16 protein-coding genes are annotated in these 17,322 nt (G+C 36.0%); 4 read left to right on the forward strand and 12 right to left on the reverse strand.

Annotated elements, in window-relative coordinates; all coding sequences use genetic code 11:
• Window positions 1-35: 35 nt before the first annotated feature.
• The 3 genes from hisS (at window position 36) to PXC01_RS10590 (ending at window position 2,839) form a co-directional block, all read left to right on the forward strand.
• The gene (gene hisS, locus PXC01_RS10580) at window positions 36-1,415 is read left to right on the forward strand and encodes a histidine--tRNA ligase (protein WP_276472268.1); all 1,380 of its coding nucleotides are present in this window, start codon (window positions 36-38) and stop codon (window positions 1,413-1,415) included.
• 134 nt (window positions 1,416-1,549) lie between these two features.
• Window positions 1,550-2,320, forward strand: coding sequence for an SDR family NAD(P)-dependent oxidoreductase (locus tag PXC01_RS10585; RefSeq protein ID WP_276472269.1), 771 nt, complete (start codon window positions 1,550-1,552; stop codon window positions 2,318-2,320).
• An 84-nt stretch (window positions 2,321-2,404) separates the two neighbouring features.
• Window positions 2,405-2,839 carry an RbsD/FucU family protein gene (locus PXC01_RS10590; protein ID WP_276472270.1) on the forward strand — a complete coding sequence of 145 codons (435 nt, stop codon included), beginning with the start codon at window positions 2,405-2,407 and terminating at the stop codon, window positions 2,837-2,839.
• A 15-nt stretch (window positions 2,840-2,854) separates the two neighbouring features.
• Here PXC01_RS10590 and PXC01_RS10595 read toward each other — a convergent pair whose 3' ends face one another.
• Together PXC01_RS10595 and PXC01_RS10600 are read right to left on the reverse strand one after the other, a co-directional pair.
• The gene (locus tag PXC01_RS10595) at window positions 2,855-3,409 is read right to left on the reverse strand and encodes an NUDIX hydrolase (protein ID WP_276472271.1); all 555 of its coding nucleotides are present in this window, start codon (window positions 3,407-3,409) and stop codon (window positions 2,855-2,857) included.
• Between the two features lie 43 nt (window positions 3,410-3,452).
• Window positions 3,453-4,541: a M42 family metallopeptidase gene (locus PXC01_RS10600; protein WP_276472272.1), complete on the reverse strand. Its 1,089-nt coding sequence runs from the start codon at window positions 4,539-4,541 to the stop codon at window positions 3,453-3,455.
• Between the two features lie 104 nt (window positions 4,542-4,645).
• Between PXC01_RS10600 and PXC01_RS10605 the strand changes: the two genes are divergently transcribed.
• Window positions 4,646-5,338 carry a DUF4294 domain-containing protein gene (locus tag PXC01_RS10605; protein WP_276472273.1) on the forward strand — a complete coding sequence of 231 codons (693 nt, stop codon included), beginning with the start codon at window positions 4,646-4,648 and terminating at the stop codon, window positions 5,336-5,338.
• Here PXC01_RS10605 and PXC01_RS10610 read toward each other — a convergent pair.
• The 10 genes from PXC01_RS10610 to PXC01_RS10655 form a co-directional block, all read right to left on the reverse strand.
• On the reverse strand, window positions 5,335-5,574 hold the full coding sequence (locus PXC01_RS10610) for a DUF6095 family protein (protein ID WP_276472274.1): 240 nt from the start codon (window positions 5,572-5,574) through the stop codon (window positions 5,335-5,337). The genes PXC01_RS10605 and PXC01_RS10610 overlap by 4 nt on opposite strands.
• On the reverse strand, window positions 5,558-6,481 hold the full coding sequence (locus tag PXC01_RS10615; RefSeq protein WP_276472275.1) for a DUF4249 domain-containing protein: 924 nt from the start codon (window positions 6,479-6,481) through the stop codon (window positions 5,558-5,560). Before PXC01_RS10615 ends, PXC01_RS10610 begins: the two co-directional genes overlap by 17 nt.
• A gap of 3 nt (window positions 6,482-6,484) precedes the next feature.
• Window positions 6,485-8,884, reverse strand: a complete 2,400-nt coding sequence (locus tag PXC01_RS10620; protein ID WP_276472276.1) for a TonB-dependent receptor — start codon at window positions 8,882-8,884, stop codon at window positions 6,485-6,487.
• 114 nt (window positions 8,885-8,998) lie between these two features.
• A complete protein-coding gene (locus PXC01_RS10625) occupies window positions 8,999-11,215 on the reverse strand; it encodes an NADP-dependent isocitrate dehydrogenase (protein WP_276472277.1) in 2,217 nt (738 codons plus the stop codon).
• Window positions 11,216-11,853: 638 nt separating this feature from the next.
• Window positions 11,854-12,204, reverse strand: coding sequence for a 50S ribosomal protein L19 (gene rplS, locus PXC01_RS10630; protein ID WP_076548108.1), 351 nt, complete (start codon window positions 12,202-12,204; stop codon window positions 11,854-11,856).
• 139 nt (window positions 12,205-12,343) lie between these two features.
• Entirely contained in the window at window positions 12,344-13,018 is a 675-nt protein-coding gene (gene trmD / locus PXC01_RS10635; RefSeq protein ID WP_276472278.1) for a tRNA (guanosine(37)-N1)-methyltransferase TrmD, read from the reverse strand.
• 17 nt (window positions 13,019-13,035) lie between these two features.
• Window positions 13,036-13,479 (reverse strand): GNAT family N-acetyltransferase, encoded by a 444-nt coding sequence (locus PXC01_RS10640; protein WP_276472279.1) that lies wholly within the window; start codon window positions 13,477-13,479, stop codon window positions 13,036-13,038.
• Window positions 13,480-13,513: 34 nt separating this feature from the next.
• A complete protein-coding gene (locus tag PXC01_RS10645) occupies window positions 13,514-14,137 on the reverse strand; it encodes a tRNA (guanine-N1)-methyltransferase (protein WP_276472280.1) in 624 nt (207 codons plus the stop codon).
• Between the two features lie 146 nt (window positions 14,138-14,283).
• Window positions 14,284-15,732 carry a glyceraldehyde-3-phosphate dehydrogenase gene (locus PXC01_RS10650; RefSeq protein ID WP_276472281.1) on the reverse strand — a complete coding sequence of 483 codons (1,449 nt, stop codon included), beginning with the start codon at window positions 15,730-15,732 and terminating at the stop codon, window positions 14,284-14,286.
• A gap of 116 nt (window positions 15,733-15,848) precedes the next feature.
• On the reverse strand, window positions 15,849-17,240 hold the full coding sequence (locus PXC01_RS10655) for a S1C family serine protease (protein WP_276472282.1): 1,392 nt from the start codon (window positions 17,238-17,240) through the stop codon (window positions 15,849-15,851).
• Window positions 17,241-17,322 lie beyond the last annotated feature (82 nt).

Raw genomic sequence — 17,322 nt, forward strand, 5'->3', positions numbered from 1 at the left:
GTTGCGGGTTATATTTGTAAAACAATAAAACATTAATGGCACAAAAACCATCTATACCAAAAGGGACTCGCGATTTTAATCCATCGGAAATAGCAAAGCGTAATTACATTTTTGATATTATCAAGAAGAACTTTCAAACGTATGGTTTTCAGCCTATTGAAACCCCTTCTTTTGAGAATTCAGATACGTTATTGGGTAAATATGGAGAAGAAGGTGATCGATTAATTTTTAAGATTTTGAATTCTGGTGATTTTCTTAGAAAGGTCGATGATGCTACGTACGCTGAAAAGAATTCTAACAATATAGCGCCAAAGATTACAGAGAAGGCATTACGCTACGATCTAACCGTACCATTTGCACGTTACGTTGTCATGCATCAAAATGAATTGGATTTTCCGTTTAAGCGCTATCAAATTCAACCTGTTTGGAGGGCAGATAGACCACAGAAAGGTAGATTTAGAGAGTTTTTTCAATGTGATGCAGATGTAGTTGGTTCAGATTCATTATTACAAGAAGTAGAGCTGGTTCAATTGTATGACGCCGTATTTTCCGATTTAAAATTAGAGGGTGTCACCATTAAAATGAACAATAGAAAAATCTTGGCAGGTATAGCGGAAGTAATAGGGGCTAAAGATTTATTGATAGATTTTACCGTTGCTTTGGATAAGCTGGATAAAATAGGGGAGGACGGAGTCAAAAAAGAAATGCTTGCCAAGGGTATTACAGAAGAAGCAATTGCAAAAGCATCACCATTGTTTTTACCACAGGGCAATAACGACGAACAATTACAACGTTTAGATGGTCTTTTAAAAGATTCTGAAGAAGGTAAAAAAGGTTTGCAGGAACTTCGCTTTATATTACAGGCTATTTCCACTTTAGGCCTACAGTCTGCAAAATTATCTATTGATGTAACTCTTGCGCGTGGTTTAAATTACTATACCGGGGCAATATTTGAAGTTGCAGCACCAGCAGGTGTAAAAATGGGGTCAATAGGCGGTGGTGGACGTTATGATGATCTCACCGGTATTTTTGGCTTAAAGAACGTGAGTGGCGTAGGTATATCATTTGGTCTAGACCGTATTTATTTGGTATTGGAAGATTTAGATCTTTTCCCAGAGGCAATTGACAGATCACTTCAGGTTTTATGCGTTAATTTTGGTGAAAGGGAAGCTATGGCTACCTTGAAAGTGGTTAGTCAACTACGCAAATCTGGTGTTAAAGCGGATATTTACCCTTCTAGCGCCAAGATGCAGAAGCAAATGAAATATGCCAATAACCGTAATGTGCCTTACGTAATTTTACTAGGGGAACAAGAGTTGGAAAATAATTCGTTCGTTGTAAAAAACATGCTAGAAGGTTCTCAGCAAGAGTATAGTTTGGACAATGTTTCTCAATTTGTAACTTCTTTAAGTTAAATACTTAAAAATCAGAATATATCTTACTGAGTCATTTTTGATTATATTTGGTTAACCAATCTGGTTGTGCAGTTCTATGCTGTGCAATAGATAAAGGCAAGAATCCAAAATGAAATCAATTTTATAATTATAGTATGACGAATAGTAGCAAATTATCTGGGAAAAATATACTTATTACTGCAGGTGCTCAAGGCATAGGAGAAGCAATTACCAAGCATTTTATAGATAGTGGCGCAAATGTTGCCATACATTACTTTTCAAGTGCCGATACCGCAAACGAGTTGGTAAAGTATGCATTGGGTAAAGGTTTGAGAGCTATCGCAATATCTGGAGATTTAACAAAAGAAGAAGATGCCAATGCCTTAGTTGAAAAAACAGTAGAAGCTTTTGGCGGTTTAAATATACTTGTAAATAATGCAGGGTCTTTGGTTGCTAGAAAGTTGCTTAGTGAAATGGAAACTCAATTTTGGCATAAGGTGATGGATATCAACTTAACATCTATGATGTTTGTCACGCGTGCGGCATCACCTTATTTGGCAAAGAACGAAAACAGTAGCATTGTCAACTTAGCTTCATTGGCCGGCCGTAAAGGTGGTCACCCCGGATCATTGGTATACTCTACCAGTAAAGGAGCTATTTTAACCTATACAAGAGCACTTGCATCAGAATTGGGACCACAGGGTACAAGAGTTAATGCAGTTGCACCAGGACTTATCTTAGGTACCTCGTTCCATAATACACATACAACTAAAGAATCTGCCGCAGAAACTACAAAAGGTATTCCTATTCAAAGGGCGGGTAATGCGGATGACGTAGCTAGAGCTGTATTATATTTAGCATCTGAGTATGATGGGTTTATTACAGGCGCTACACTTGATATAAATGGAGGTGTCTACAATATGTAGCAGGTCGTAATCTTTTAGAAACCCTAGTTCACCTTTTTAAGTGACTAGGGTTTTATTTTCTTATTCTTTTTAAAAAATTTACATATGTTAAAGACTCCGGTTATACATCCACAAATAATGGAGGCGCTTGGGCGCTCAGGTCATTTTGCACAAGTGGTAATTGCAGATGGTAATTTACCTGTAGGTGCAATGACTGGGCCCAATTCTACAACGGTACATTTAAATTTTCGTCCGGGATTGTTAGATGCATTGACTGTTTTAGAAGGAATTTTAGAAGTTTGCCCTGTACAAGGTGCTATAGTTATGGAAAAGCCTGCAGAAGCAAGTGCAGAGATTCATGATGCATATAAAAAGTTACTTGGAGATGTCACTTGGGAAGAAATGGAACGATGGGCTTTTTATGATAAAATTAGAGACCCAAATACTACCTTAATTATTCAGACAGGTGAGCAAAGACGTTTTGCAAATTTAATTTTAACCGTTGGTGTTGTAAAAATGGCAGAAGAATCAGGATTTTAAAGAATAATATAATTCTTATAAATTGATTTCTTTGTTGGATATTTCTTTTAAAATAGTTTCGTAATAAGAAATATCGTGAGGGACATAGTTGTGTGCAATTGGGTCTTTCAATGCCTTGCTAAATTCATTTATAGAAACCAGTTTTAAGGCTTCAACCTCACTATCTTGCTTTTGAAGTTCACTAAAGGGTAATTTTAGTGTGGCAATGAAGGTGTGATGAAACTCATAATCCTTTAATATTTTAGAATGATTTTTGACGGATTTAAATGTTCCGATTTTGTCTAATTCAGAAGGGGCTATAAACAGTCCTATTTCTTCTTCTATTTCACGCACGGCAGAATTTACAATTGATTCTCCAGCGCCAATATGTCCTGCAACGGATACATCCCAAAGTAAAGGGTAAACATCTTTATTCTTTCCTCTTTGCTGCATTAGAATTTTTCCATCCGAAGTATAGAACCAGATATGAACTGTTTGATGAAACCATCCATTTTTGTGCGCTTCAGACTTCATGGCGGTGGTATTCGTCATGTTCCCTTCATCATCTAAAATGTCAATTAATTCATCCATAGCACAAAAAAAATCCCTCTGTTGAAAGAGGGATTATATAAATTTAATCGAAGTAGCTAAAAGTTTCTCCGTCTTTAATTGTTAACAATGTTTCATAAATCAAACGAATTACATTTTCAACATCATCTTTATGAACCGTTTCTACCGTAGTATGCATATAGCGCAATGGTAATGAAATTAGAGCAGAAGCTACTCCACCGTTACTATAGGCAAAAGCATCGGTATCTGTACCTGTAGATCTAGAAGCGGCCATTCTTTGAAACGGTATCTTGTTATCTTCAGCAGTTTTAATGATACGTTCGCGCAATTTATTTTGAACTGCAGGAGCATAAGAAATAACAGGACCTAAACCAATTTCAGTGTGACCTTGTACCTCTTTTTTGATCATTGGTGTTGTAGTATCATGACAAACATCTGTTACTATTGCCACGTTGGGTTTTATAGTCTGTGTTATCATTTCCGCACCACGTAAACCAATTTCTTCCTGTACAGAATTAGTGATGTATAGTCCGAATGGCAATTTTACCTTGTTCTCGTGCAATAAACGGGCAACTTCGGCAATCATAAATCCGCCTGCCCTGTTGTCTATTGCCCTGCAAACGTATTTGTTCTTGTTAAGAATTTGAAACTCGTCTGGGTAAGTAATTACACAACCTACGTGAACGCCAAGTTTTTCAACTTCCTCTTTAGTAGTTGCGCCAACGTCAACCGTAATATTCTCAATTTTTGGTGTTTCTTCCTTGTCTCCTTTGCGTGTATGAATAGCCGGCCAGCCAAAAATACCTTTAACGATACCTTTGGTTGTATGGATGTTTACCCATTTAGACGGGGCAATTAGATGGTCACTACCACCATTTCTGATTACATGAATCAATCCATTATCTGTGATATAGTTTACATACCAAGAAATTTCATCGGCATGTCCTTCAATAACAACCTTATATTTGGCATCAGGATTTATAACACCTACCGCCGTACCGTATGTGTCCGTAATGAACGTATCTACATAAGGTTTTAGGTAGTCCATCCAAATTTTTTGCCCTTCCCACTCATATCCTGTAGGGGCGGCATTATTCAAGTATTTTTCAAAAAAGTCTTCAGACTTTTTGGTAATTATTTTTTTATTAGCCATCAATGTAAATTTAAAATACAAACTTAACAATATTAGCGTTGTATTAATAATAACCTTCTTTAATAATCGTTAATTTTGGCAGGACTTTTGTTTAGCCTATGGTAATGAAATATAACTTTTTACTATTTATTTTGCTCTTCTGCGGTATGTCAAAAGCCCATGCTCAAGTAGAAGAACAGGAACTTGATTCAATTACGGAAAAGATGATCATTGTTGCCGGAGATTCTTTGGTGCAAAGTTCAATAGCTTTGCAGGAGGCATACGTGTTCGGAAAGCTAAAATTCTCTTCATACGATGAAAAGTTACGCTATTATATTTTACGTAGAAAAACACAAAAAGTATATCCGTATGCAAAGATGGCGGCAGAACGGTTGGTTGAGCTAAACGATAGTTTGGCAAACATGAAAAACAACAGAAAGCGAAAAAAGTACACTAAAAAAGTTCAGAAATTTATTGAAGAAGAATTTTCTGAAGAACTTAAAAAACTGACACGAACCGAGGGGCAGATTTTGGTAAAACTAATTTATAGGCAAACAGGCGCTACCGCTTTTGACTTGGTAAAAGATCTTAGAAATGGTTGGCGTGCGTTTTGGTACAATACTACGGCAAAGCTTTTTAATATTAGTATTAAAGAAGAATTTCATCCAGACCATATAGAGGAAGACTATTTAATAGAGGATATTTTGCAGCGTGCATTCTCCCAAGGCAAGTTAGAAAGACAGGAAACTGTTTTGGACTATGATTATGATAAACTGTATAATAAGTGGAAGAATACTACTAAAATTCCCAAGGATTAAGATGTTTTGGTTCTTTTTCCGAACATAGAATCCATAATCGTCATTATTCCTCTAAAACCTGTTCTAACGGCAAAAAATGCAAGAATTACGCCAAGTATGCAAACAGGCCAAAATAAAAAGTGTTCTTGATTTTTAAATGCTTGCCATAGAACAATTGGTGCCGTAAACATTAGTACTACGGTAAGTGCCAGTTTTTTTAGCCCTGTAACAAGTAAATCTTTATCTGTTCGTTTCATTTTCTGTTATGGTTATACTGTCTTTATACTCTTCTACAATGGCGAAATATCCTAAGGCATAATTATCCGTACGGTCTACATTGTCCACAACTTCATCATTATCTATTCCCGTAACATTTATAATATTGCCGCGTACGGTAGCTGCGGGAGTTTGAAAAGGACCTTGATCACCACCGGATTGCACAATAATCTGGTTCATGTAATTATAAAAAGCCTCATCAACCCCAATAAGGCTTATATCTACGATAGAACTGGTGTTTATTTCCAGTTCATTGTCATAGAAGTATGAAAATACAAATGTTTGCCCTTGGTAAAATTCATCTTCCGTTACAAGAAACTCTCCAAAATCAAGGTCAAGTAAATAAAAATCATCGCTATCACCAGGGTCTGTGAAGGTAACGATAACCTCTGTTTCGTCACCGGAGAACAGAGTTTCGTCGCCTTGCTGTAAAGAGTCTATAGGTACTGATTTTACATAGGTGGTAGTAGCCAAATATTGTTCATTGTCTGTTGTTATTATCAGTTGAAAAACATCTCCTTCATTTATATTTTCAACCCTTATTCTTTGGTCACTATCAAATGAAGGGTCTGGAACCCATATACCGCTACCTGGTTCTAATTCTGCCAAGTTAGATACTCCGCCGCCTTCCAATATTTCAGGAGCATCTTCTCTAGGTGTGCCGTAATAAATGATGGCGCTTTCAATTGTTGCAACCATATTCTCTTCAAAAAAAGAACTACTTTCAGAAACCACTATTTCAATGGGTAGGAACTCTTCGGTTTCATCAACTCTGATCACTCCGTTTACAATGAGTCTGCTGACATCATCCGGAAGCTCTACATCAATAACGTCTTCGCAAGAGGCGAAAAGTATTATCGTCAATATAAATGTTAAATAGCGTTTCATAGCTTATAATTTAAAATTGTAGGTAACTGCAGGTACTATACCGAAAATAGAGGTACGCACCGCTTCGTTAACCCCTGTGTCATCATTTTGTCTAAAGCTAATAGAGGCGGCATTTCTTCTATTGTAAACATTGTATAGGCTAAAAACCCATTCTCCCTTAATTTTTCTTGATTTGTTTTTTCTTGGAGTCAATGTGGCAGAGAGATCAAGGCGATTGTATGCCGGTAGTCTTTGTGTATTACGTAAACCATAATACGGCACGGTTAAGTTCTGAAATTGAAATTGACCGATCGGGTAATTTGTAGGTTGTCCGGTTTGGTAAGTGAAATTACCGCTAAAACTCCATTTCTCATTTGCATCATAGCTTACGAACATTGAAAGGTCGTGGGTTTTATCGTATGGAGTGTTGTACCAGTTGCCAAAATTAATGCCGGTTTCAATATTGCTACGCCCATTGTCCACATTAGATGTTCTACCGGGTGTACGTTGTTCGGATTTAGATAACGTGTATGCTAGCCAACCTTGTAGTTTACCTTCGTTTTTGCGAAGTAAAACCTCTAGTCCATATGCTCTTGCTTCTCCATTTAAAATAACCTGTTCAATAGCATTATTGGCAATTAAATTTGCACCATCTATATAATCTATTCTGTTTTGAACGTCTTTATAAAACACTTCCGTTTCAAATGAATAATCACCTTCGTTGAAATTTTTAAAGTATCCAAAGGCATATTGGTCTAAAAGCTGTGGTTTTGTAAATGGTCCGCTTGGTGTCCATACATCTAAAGGAGTAGGGGAGCTGGTATTTGATAGAAGATGTAAATACTGCGCCAATCTTGTATAGCTGGCTTTAATTGAGCTGGTCTCGTTCAGGGTATATGACAGTGATGCCCTTGGTTCAAAATTACTGAAGTTAGATAGTGTGGTTCCTCTACCGGGGGTTATAACATCAATAGGTTCCGCTTCTTTATAAATTAATAATAACGGGTCAAATTCAACAGGGTTGTTATTGGCGTATACATTGAGTTCATCTTGACCTAGTCTCATGAAATGGCTAAAACGCAGACCGTAACCAAGGCTAAGGTCATCGGTTATTCTATGTTCAAAATCAACATAGGCAGCAAATTCATTTGCATATTTTTGAATCAACTGTTCTTCAATAATTCCTGATTCAGCGTTACTGGGCTCAATCTTACCCGGATTAAATTGGTAGTATACATTGTTGACACCGTAGTTTACTTGTAGTTTATCGGTTGCATAGTGCTTAAGATCATACTTTACATTAAAATTTTTAATACCGGAATTCCAATTAAAACCTACGAAATCTAATTTAAGCCCGTAATAGTAATCAGAATAGATTAGCGAGAGGTTGGAAAAAAGTTTATCGGAGAACAAATGGTTCCATCTAAAATTACCTACCGTATTCCCATAGGTGTTAACGAAGCTATCATTGATCCCGAATACATCTCGGCCAAAATAGCCAGACAGGAATATATTGTTTTTTTCATTTAACCTATAGTTTAGCTTGGTATTCAGGTCATAGAAATATGCGGTATTGTCCACATCAAAAAGAGGAAGAAATAAATGGGCGTATGATGCTCTACCACCTATAAGAAATGCGGCCTTATCCTTTTTAATTGGTCCTTCGATCAAAAGTCTACTGGCAACGGCACCGATACCACCGTTGATTTTAAACTCTTTACTGTTCCCTTCTTTTTGAAAAATATCTAAAACGGAGGATACTCTGCCACCATATCTTGCGGGAATACCGCCTTTATAAAGTTTTACGTCTTTTATGGCATCAGGATTAAATACGGAGAAAAAACCGAATAAGTGAGATGAATTAAAGATGATAGCTTCATCTAACAAGATGAGATTTTGATCAGCTGCGCCACCACGTACATTAAATCCGGATGCACCTTCACCTGCATTGGTGACACCCGGCAGCAGCAATATAGATTTTATAACATCTGCCTCGCCTAGTATTACCGGTATTTTTTTTATGGTACCTACAGAAAGTGTATTGACACTCATTTGGGGCTTTCTAATGTCCATCTTTTCTACGTTCTCCGTAACCACGACTTCCTCTAACTGCTCGGCTTCTTCAACTAATAAATAATCTTTACGTCTATTTTCGGTCAGTTCAATTTTTTCTATGATATCTTCAAAACCTAAATAGCTGATTAGAACGGTATAAGTGCCTTTGGGAAGGGAAATAGAATAAAAACCATATTCGTTTGTGGTAACGCCCGTATTCAATTCAGGAATGGCAACCGTTACCCCAATTAATGTTTCATTGCTGTTAGATTCAGCAATAGAGCCACTTAAGGTGTACTTCTGTTGTCCCCATGATACAAAAGATAAGCAAAGGAATGAGATAAGAATAAGCGGTAAATATTCTTTCATCAATTTTTTTTAGTAAAAATACTTAGAAATACCAGATACTCCTACAACTAATTACCGGGTAAAAAAAATACCCTCAACTATGATTGAGGGTATTAATTAAAAAAAATTATAAGATTAAATGGAGTCTAAAATGCCATTTAAGGTTTTACTTGGTCTCATAGCTTTTTCTACTAAAGATGGGTCTGGTTTATAATAACCGCCAATTTCTTGAGAAGAACCTTGCGCGTCAATTAATTCTGTTAGAATATCTGATTCTTTAGAATTTATTTCAGAACTCACTTTTGAAAAGATAGCTTTAAGCTCGGCATTGTCATTTTGTAGCGCTAAAGCTTCGGCCCAATATTTTGCCAAATAGAAGTGGCTTCCTCTAGTATCAATTTCTTTTACCTTTCTAGAAGGTGATTTGTCGTTCAACAAAAATTTCTCAGTAGCACTATCTAATGTATCTCCTAGAACTTTGGCTGCCGCATTGTTATTTTTTTCGCCATAGAATTCTAAAGAAACCCCAAGAGCCAAAAATTCACCTAAAGAATCCCATCTAAGATGTCCTTCTTCCACAAATTGCTCTACGTGTTTAGGAGCAGAACCACCTGCACCAGTTTCAAAAAGACCGCCACCGTTCATTAATGGAACAATAGAAAGCATTTTTGCACTGGTTCCAACCTCTAAAATTGGGAATAGATCTGTTAGATAGTCTCGTAATACGTTACCGGATACCGAAATAGTATCCTTGCCTGCCTTCATTCGTTTTAAGGTAAATTCAGTGGCTTTAATTGGCGACATTATTTGAATATCTAATCCGGCTGTATCTTCTTTTGCTAAATAAGTATTGACTTTTTTAATTAGTTCTGCATCATGCGCTCTATTTTCGTCTAACCAGAAAATAGCGGGATCATTTGTTGCCTTTGCTCTTGATACGGCTAATTTTACCCAGTCTTCAATAGGTGCGTCCTTAACCTGGCACATACGCCAAATATCTCCGGCATTTACAGCATGTTCCATTAAAACGTTACCTGTTGCTACATCTACAACTTGTACCGTTCCGGCCTGTTTAATTTCAAAAGTCTTGTCATGTGAACCGTATTCTTCAGCTTTTTGCGCCATAAGCCCCACATTTGGTACCGTACCCATAGTAGTAGGGTCAAAAGCGCCATGTTCTTTACAGAAGTTTATGGTTGCACTATATATACCTGCATAACTGCTATCTGGAATAACTGCTTTAGTATCCTGGGCCTTACCTTCCTTGTTCCACATCTGACCAGAATTTCTGATCATTGCAGGCATGGAGGCATCAATAATTATATCACTAGGAACATGTAGGTTGGTGATACCTTTATCAGAATTAACCATAGCCAAATCAGGTCCGTTTGCAAGAGCTGCATCCAAATCTTTGATAATGGCATCTTTTTCACTATCAGGTAGCTTTTCTATTTTCTGGTATAAACTAGCCAAACCATCGTTAGGGCTTATACCTAAAGTGTCAAAGGTATCTGCATATTTTACGAACACCGGCTTTAAAAAAGTTTCTACGACATGTCCAAAAATAATAGGGTCGGACACTTTCATCATAGTAGCTTTTAAATGAACCGAGAAAAGAACACCTTTATCCTTGGCATCTTTGACTTCTTTTTCCAAAAAGTCCAAAAGTGCCGTTTTGTTCATTACGGTAGCATCAATAATTTCGCCTTTAAGTAGACCAAGGTTATCTTTTAGTATTGTTTCAGAATTCTCTGAGACTAATTTAATTTGCACTGATGTGGCATCGTTCAACGTCAATGATTTTTCATTTGCCTGAAAATCACCGTCACCCATAGTAGCCACGTGCGTTTTGGAGCTAGGGCTCCAGGCACCCATACTGTGCGGGTTCTGTTTTGCATAATTTTTTACGGCTCTTGGCGCTCTACGGTCAGAGTTTCCTTCGCGTAAAACAGGATTGACCGCACTACCTTTTATCTTGTCATATTTGGCCTTTATTTCCTTTTCCTCGTCATTCTTAGGCTCGTCTGGGTAGTTAGGTAAATTGTAACCTTTAGATTGTAATTCTGTAATTGCTTCGTTCAATTGTGGAACTGAAGCACTTATATTAGGTAATTTTATAATATTCGCTTCTGGCTTTTTGGCCATGTTGCCCAATTCTTCCAAATCATTGGATACCTGTTGTTCCTTTGTTAAAAATTCAGGAAATGTAGCGGCTATTCTACCGGCCAAAGAAATGTCTTTCGTTTCAATTTCAATTCCTGATGATTTGGTAAAAGCTTTAACAATAGGTAAAAAAGACTCCGTTGCCAAAGCTGGCGCTTCGTCTGTTTTAGTGTAAAAAATTTTGGACATGTGCAGTTTGTTTTAATTTAAGCGGAACAAATATACGATTTTCTAAAAGTTTTAAAACGTGGAGATGCCTTAATATTTCAGGCTTGAAAAGAAGTTTTGTTAAATAACAAAAGCCATATCAATGTACGCATACAATGATATGGCTTTTTAGAAAAAGTTTACGAACAGTTTGTTCCAATTTTTCATTGGAACGGCAACCCTTGATTGCATCCGCTTCACTAATTCAACGTTTTAAAATGTTTTTCGATTCTCAGGTACGCTACCTAACATCTACACATCATTTTTTCTTGCCGTTCTTATTGTAAAATAAAAACCTAGTATATAGTGTTTTTATAGTTCAATTTATTTTGTATTCTATAAGCGACAGCCTGTAGAATTAAAATTCAACTATTTAATTTTAAATTAAATAGTAAAACAGCAATACGAAAGAACGTAAACTTCGTAGTAGGTTTAAATTGAATTTTTCGTCGTTTCAATTTTTTAACTACACTACAATCTACAAAAAAATATAATTCAAATGTAATATCTGTAAACTTTTATTAATCAACACCTTATGAACATGTGTTGTTAACTTTTGTTCATAAAAAAAGCACCGCCTCAAAAAGAAACAGTGCTTTATATAAGTTAAGAAAATAGATTTATCCTCTAATTTCTTTAATTCTAGCCTTTTTACCGGTTAATTCACGGAAGTAGTAAATTCTAGATCTACGTACTTTACCACGTTTGTTAACTTCAATTTTCTGTAATGCAGGTAAGTTTACCGGGAAGATACGTTCAACACCTACGGTACCTGACATTTTACGGATTGTAAACGTTTCTGTTGAACCAGAACCTCTACGTTGTATTACAACTCCTTTAAAGAACTGCGTTCTAGTTTTTTCACCTTCCTTAATTTCGTAATAAACAGTGATAGTGTCACCGGCCGAAAATTTTGGAAAATCTTTTTTAGTTACAAACTCGTCTTGTACAAATTTTATTAATGATTCCATTGTTTTTTTTAAATAGGAATTAAATTAAAGCAACATTCACGATTATCGTCAGAGGTTGTTCTAACAGGGTGCAAAAATAATATTTAAATTATAACACACAAGCGTTTATTTTATTTTTTCTTTTGCAATAAGGGTTTTGCTACTTAAGTAGATCGGGTCTAAGCTTTTCTGTGCGCTCATATGCTTGATTTTCACGCCATTCTTCAATTTTGCCGAAATTTCCGCTTAACAATACATTTGGGACGTTCATACCTTTGTATTCCGCGGGTCTCGTGTATACTGGTGGAGCCAATAGTCCGTCTTGAAAAGTATCTGTTAGGGCAGAGGTTTCATCGTTTAAAACACCTGGTAATAATCTTATTATAGCATCACAAAGAACCGCAGCTCCCAATTCTCCGCCAGAAAGTACATAATCCCCAATAGATATTTCTTTGGTAATAAATGCATCTCTTACCCGTTGATCTACCCCTTTATAATGACCGCACAAAATTATAATGTTTTCTACCATTGAAAGTGTGTTCGCCATTTTCTGGTTTAAAGTAGTGCCATCTGGTGTCATATAAATTACTTCATCATAATCGCGCTGCGATTTTAGTTCGGTAATACACTTGTCTATTGGCTCTATCATTAAGACCATACCCGCACCACCGCCAAACTGATAATCGTCCACATTACGGTACTTGGTAGTTGTGTAATCTCTAATGTTGTGAAAATGGACTTCTACCAATCCCTTATCAATTGCTCTTTTTAATATTGAAGCTTCAAAGGGGCTAGTTAATAATTCAGGTAGTACGGTAATAATATCTATTCGCATCTTTTGATTTTGCATCGTCATTTAACCTGCCAAAAGTAATGAAAAGCATGCAAATCTTTCTGCCATCCTAATTTCTCATATAATTTTTGAGCAGGATTGTCAATAGCGGTTTCCAATGCCAAACCTTTATAGTTATTTTCTTTACAAAACTCTTTGGCTGTCTGCAGTAATTGTTCTCCTATAGACTGTTTTCTAAAGTTGTGGTCTACATATAGGTCGTTAAGGATCAAGGATTTTTGCAGGCTTACAGAAGAGAATGTATAATAAAGCTGGGTGAAACCTACGGCTTTATCATTAATATATGCACCAAATATGATGGAGTCTTTTTTGTTTATTCTATCATCTAAAAACTTAGAAGCGGCATCAAGATCAGACTGCATTTTGTAAAAAACTCTATAGGCATCAAAAAGAGGAATAATCTCTTTAATTTCTGCTTTTGTTATTTTCTTTATTTGTGTCATATCAAAAAAAAAAGCTCCGTTAAGGAGCTTTTAATTATTTGGTTTTCTTCTGTTTATTAATTTCGTCTTGTAACTGTCTACTAATTTTTTGTTCTCTTTCTAAAGCTCTACGTCTGTGGTCTTCATATTCAACTTCTAGTTCAGAAAGGTTTTGTTTTGCTTCTTGTGTTAAAATGTTACTATTTCTGAATTTATAAATAAATAGACCCAGGGTTAAGAATAAACCTCCAATAATAGTCCAAAGAACAAAATTATATGTGCCTTTGGATACTGGCAGACCTAAGAAAGACATGCTATCTTTTTCTTCTGTTACCGCACCCAAATTAGTAGTTGTTTCCTCTAATTTTTTATTTAATGATGTTATTGTAGTTTCATGCTCTGCAATTGTTGATTTAAGTTCAACCGTTTTTTTATTCATGGCGGCAATAGAATCCAAAACATTCTTTCTGATCTTGAACAGATTTGATTCTTTCACTACTTCGTATCTAACACCATCAGCTCTATAATTTCCTGAACGCTTAGCTATATAATCAAACTGATTACTGATAGGACCTTCATCAAGAGATAATTTATCTTCCTCTTCTTCAGTGTCTTGCGCAAAATGTACATTGCTAGCTAAAAGAAAGGCAAGCAACATTAGTATTCTATAAAACTTCATGTAATAAATCCTTAGGTTAATTTGAATAATTTAGAGTTGACTAAAGTACTTTATAATTCTTTAATTATGAAAAAAAAGTACAAAGCATAAAACTGTTTATTTAACTACGTAAGTAATCATCAAATGGATGTTTTGCCATAAGACTATTAGTAATATGTAAAACGACGGACTTTGGCAATATACTTTGCCAAACGAATAACTTGGTGCGAATAGCCGTATTCATTATCATACCATATATAAAGGACAATATTTTTACCTGATTCAGATACAATAGTAGCCATACTATCATATATAGATGGGGCAGAAGTACCTATAATATCCGATGATACCAATTCTTTATCCAAGGAATATTTAATTTGTTCTACCAAGTCACCTTCAAGAGCATACTTTTTGATCATGCTGTTAACGCCTTCAAGAGATGTTTTTTGATTTACATCAAGATTCAATATTGCCAAAGAACCGTTAGGTACAGGAACCCTGATCGCGTTAGAAGTTAATTTCCCCATTAACGATGGTAGTGCCTTGGTCACTGCTTTTCCTGCTCCGGTTTCGGTGATGACCATATTTAAACCGGCCGCTCTACCTCTTCGGTATTTACCATGCATGTTATCGACCAAATTTTGATCATTGGTATATGCGTGAATAGTTTCTAAATGACCTTTTTCAATACCTAAAGTTTCCTCTATAGCCTTTAAGATAGGGGTGATGGCGTTAGTGGTACAAGAAGCTGCAGAAAAGATTTGGGTGTCATCTGGGCTGTATTCCAAATGATTTACTCCGTGAACAATATTAGCTACCTCTTTACCTGGTGCGGTTAAAAGAACTTTTGAAGCGCCTTTTGCCTGTAGGTGTCTTTCCAATTGCTCTTTGGTTCTGAATGCACCAGTATTATCAATGACCAAAGCGTCATTAATGCCATATTCGGTATAGTCGATCTCTTCTGGCATATTTGCATATATGACATGTACCGTTGTACCGTTTATGATCAGTTTTAGATTGGCATAATCTACCTTTACGGTACCATTGAAAATACCATGTACGGAATCTGTTTTAAGTAAGCTGGCTCTTTTTTCAAGATTTTCTATACTTGGTTTACCTCTTACCACAATTGCTCTTAAACGTAATTGGTTTCCTTTGCCTGTTTTGGACATTAATTCTCTGGCAACTAATCTGCCTATACGCCCAAAGCCATATAGAACAACATCTTTTGGTTCTATGCTTTTGAAATCTTGTGCAGATTGCAACTTATCTATAACAAAAGATTTTACATTATTTAAAATATTGGTGTCTGAATGGTATTCATAAGTTAGCTTACCGATGTCAAGTTTTGAGGGTGGAAGCATCATGTCTGAAATTGACCGAAGAATTTCTACCGAATCAAAAATGGATATCGGTTTTTGTACAAATTCACCAGCGTATTCGTGCAAGTGAATAATATCGCTTACATTTTTGTCAATAACCTGATTTTTAAAAAGAACAATTTCAATAGCCTTATCATACCATAAATCGCTTACGATTTTGATAAATTCGGTCGTAGCTTTTCTACGATCTGCTTGAAATGCCAGTTCTTTTTCAAATGTGCTCTGTGAAGCCATAATTAGTTGATTATTTTTAGAATTCGCACAAAACTAGAAAAATTAAGCACTTAAAATAAATATTTTTCAAAAAAAAGCCTTCGTTTTTACGAAGGCTGTATTTTAAATTTTATTTTTTATTGAAAAATCAATCGGTCTCTTTCACCATTTGAACCTACCATGACTATAACCGTTTTTCCATATTTGGAGATACTGCCAAATGCAGTAAAGGCATCGTCAATATTTCCTATTTCATGATCATCTACCTTAATGATTACCTTTTCGGATAAACCGTAACCCCTGTATCTTTCAGGCACACCGGTAATTTTAACACCAGATGTAGTTTTGTAAACTTTCTTGTCGTGTTCGGTCAAATTCCGAACTTCCAATCCCATTTCCGGTACAATTAGAGATTGTCTTTCTTTTAATACTATAGGTAGTGTAAGTAGTTCTTCATTTCTGTCCACAATTAACGACAAGGTATCTCCAGGTCTTTTTGTAGATAGGTAACCGGTTAGGTCAGGATATTTGTGAACATCGATTTCATCGACTTTTTTAATAATATCACCGACTAAGATTCCGGCCTCTTGGGCCGCAGATTCCTCTTCCACCAATTCAATATATACACCATCTATGTTATTAATTCCTTTTTCTATAGCATCTCTAGTGTTTACAGGAGCAGGACTAATGCCCATAAAACCTTTTTGAACATTTCCATACTCTAAAATATCTTGAACAACCTTTTTGGCAATATTACTGGGTACGGCAAAAGAATAGCCCACATATGATCCTGTTTGTGACGTAATTGCCGTGTTTATTCCTACTAAATCTCCGTTAGTGTTTACCAGTGCACCACCTGAATTACCTGGATTTACCGCTGCATCTGTTTGTATGAACGATTGGTTCTTACCAAGATTTCTTGCTTTTGCGCTTACGATACCTGCGGTAACCGTAGAGGTTAAGTTGAAAGGATTACCAACTGCCAAGACCCACTCTCCAATCTTAGTATGGTCAGAATCACCAAAAGCCAAATATGGTAATTTTTCTTTTGGGTCTATTTTTATCAGCGCAATATCAGAATTTGGGTCCGTGCCTATTAGCTCGGCATTATAAGTTCTATTGTTGTTTAAAGTTACCTGTAATTGTGTAGCTTTATTGATAACATGGTTATTGGTTACAATATATCCGTCAGAAGATATAATTACTCCTGATCCTGTTCCTACCTGTGGTACCGAACTTCTGCTGGTGCCATAAAAAAAATCGAAAATAGTAGTAGGTGCTTGGCTTATCGTAATATTCTTAACGTGTACTACGGCATTTACGGTATTTTCGGCAGCTATGGTAAAGTCCACTTCATTAATGCCGGCACCTCTGGCAGATGTAGGTGTGTAGTTGGTATTAACGACCGCACCGTTGTTTTCTTGGCTAATAACAGTAAAATTTTCTTTCTCGAAAAATAGTTTGTAAGCGCCCAATGTAATTGCACCGGCAAATACAGATACAAACAAGAGACTTGCTATTTTTTTCATATTCATTAAAGATTTAACTTATTCTGCACAAAATTACTTGTTTTTATACCATTTCATAATCGTTTAACTACTTTTTAACTAC

This window comes from Maribacter huludaoensis (assembly GCF_029350945.1).
GTDB classification, from domain to species: Bacteria; Bacteroidota; Bacteroidia; order Flavobacteriales; family Flavobacteriaceae; genus Maribacter; species Maribacter huludaoensis.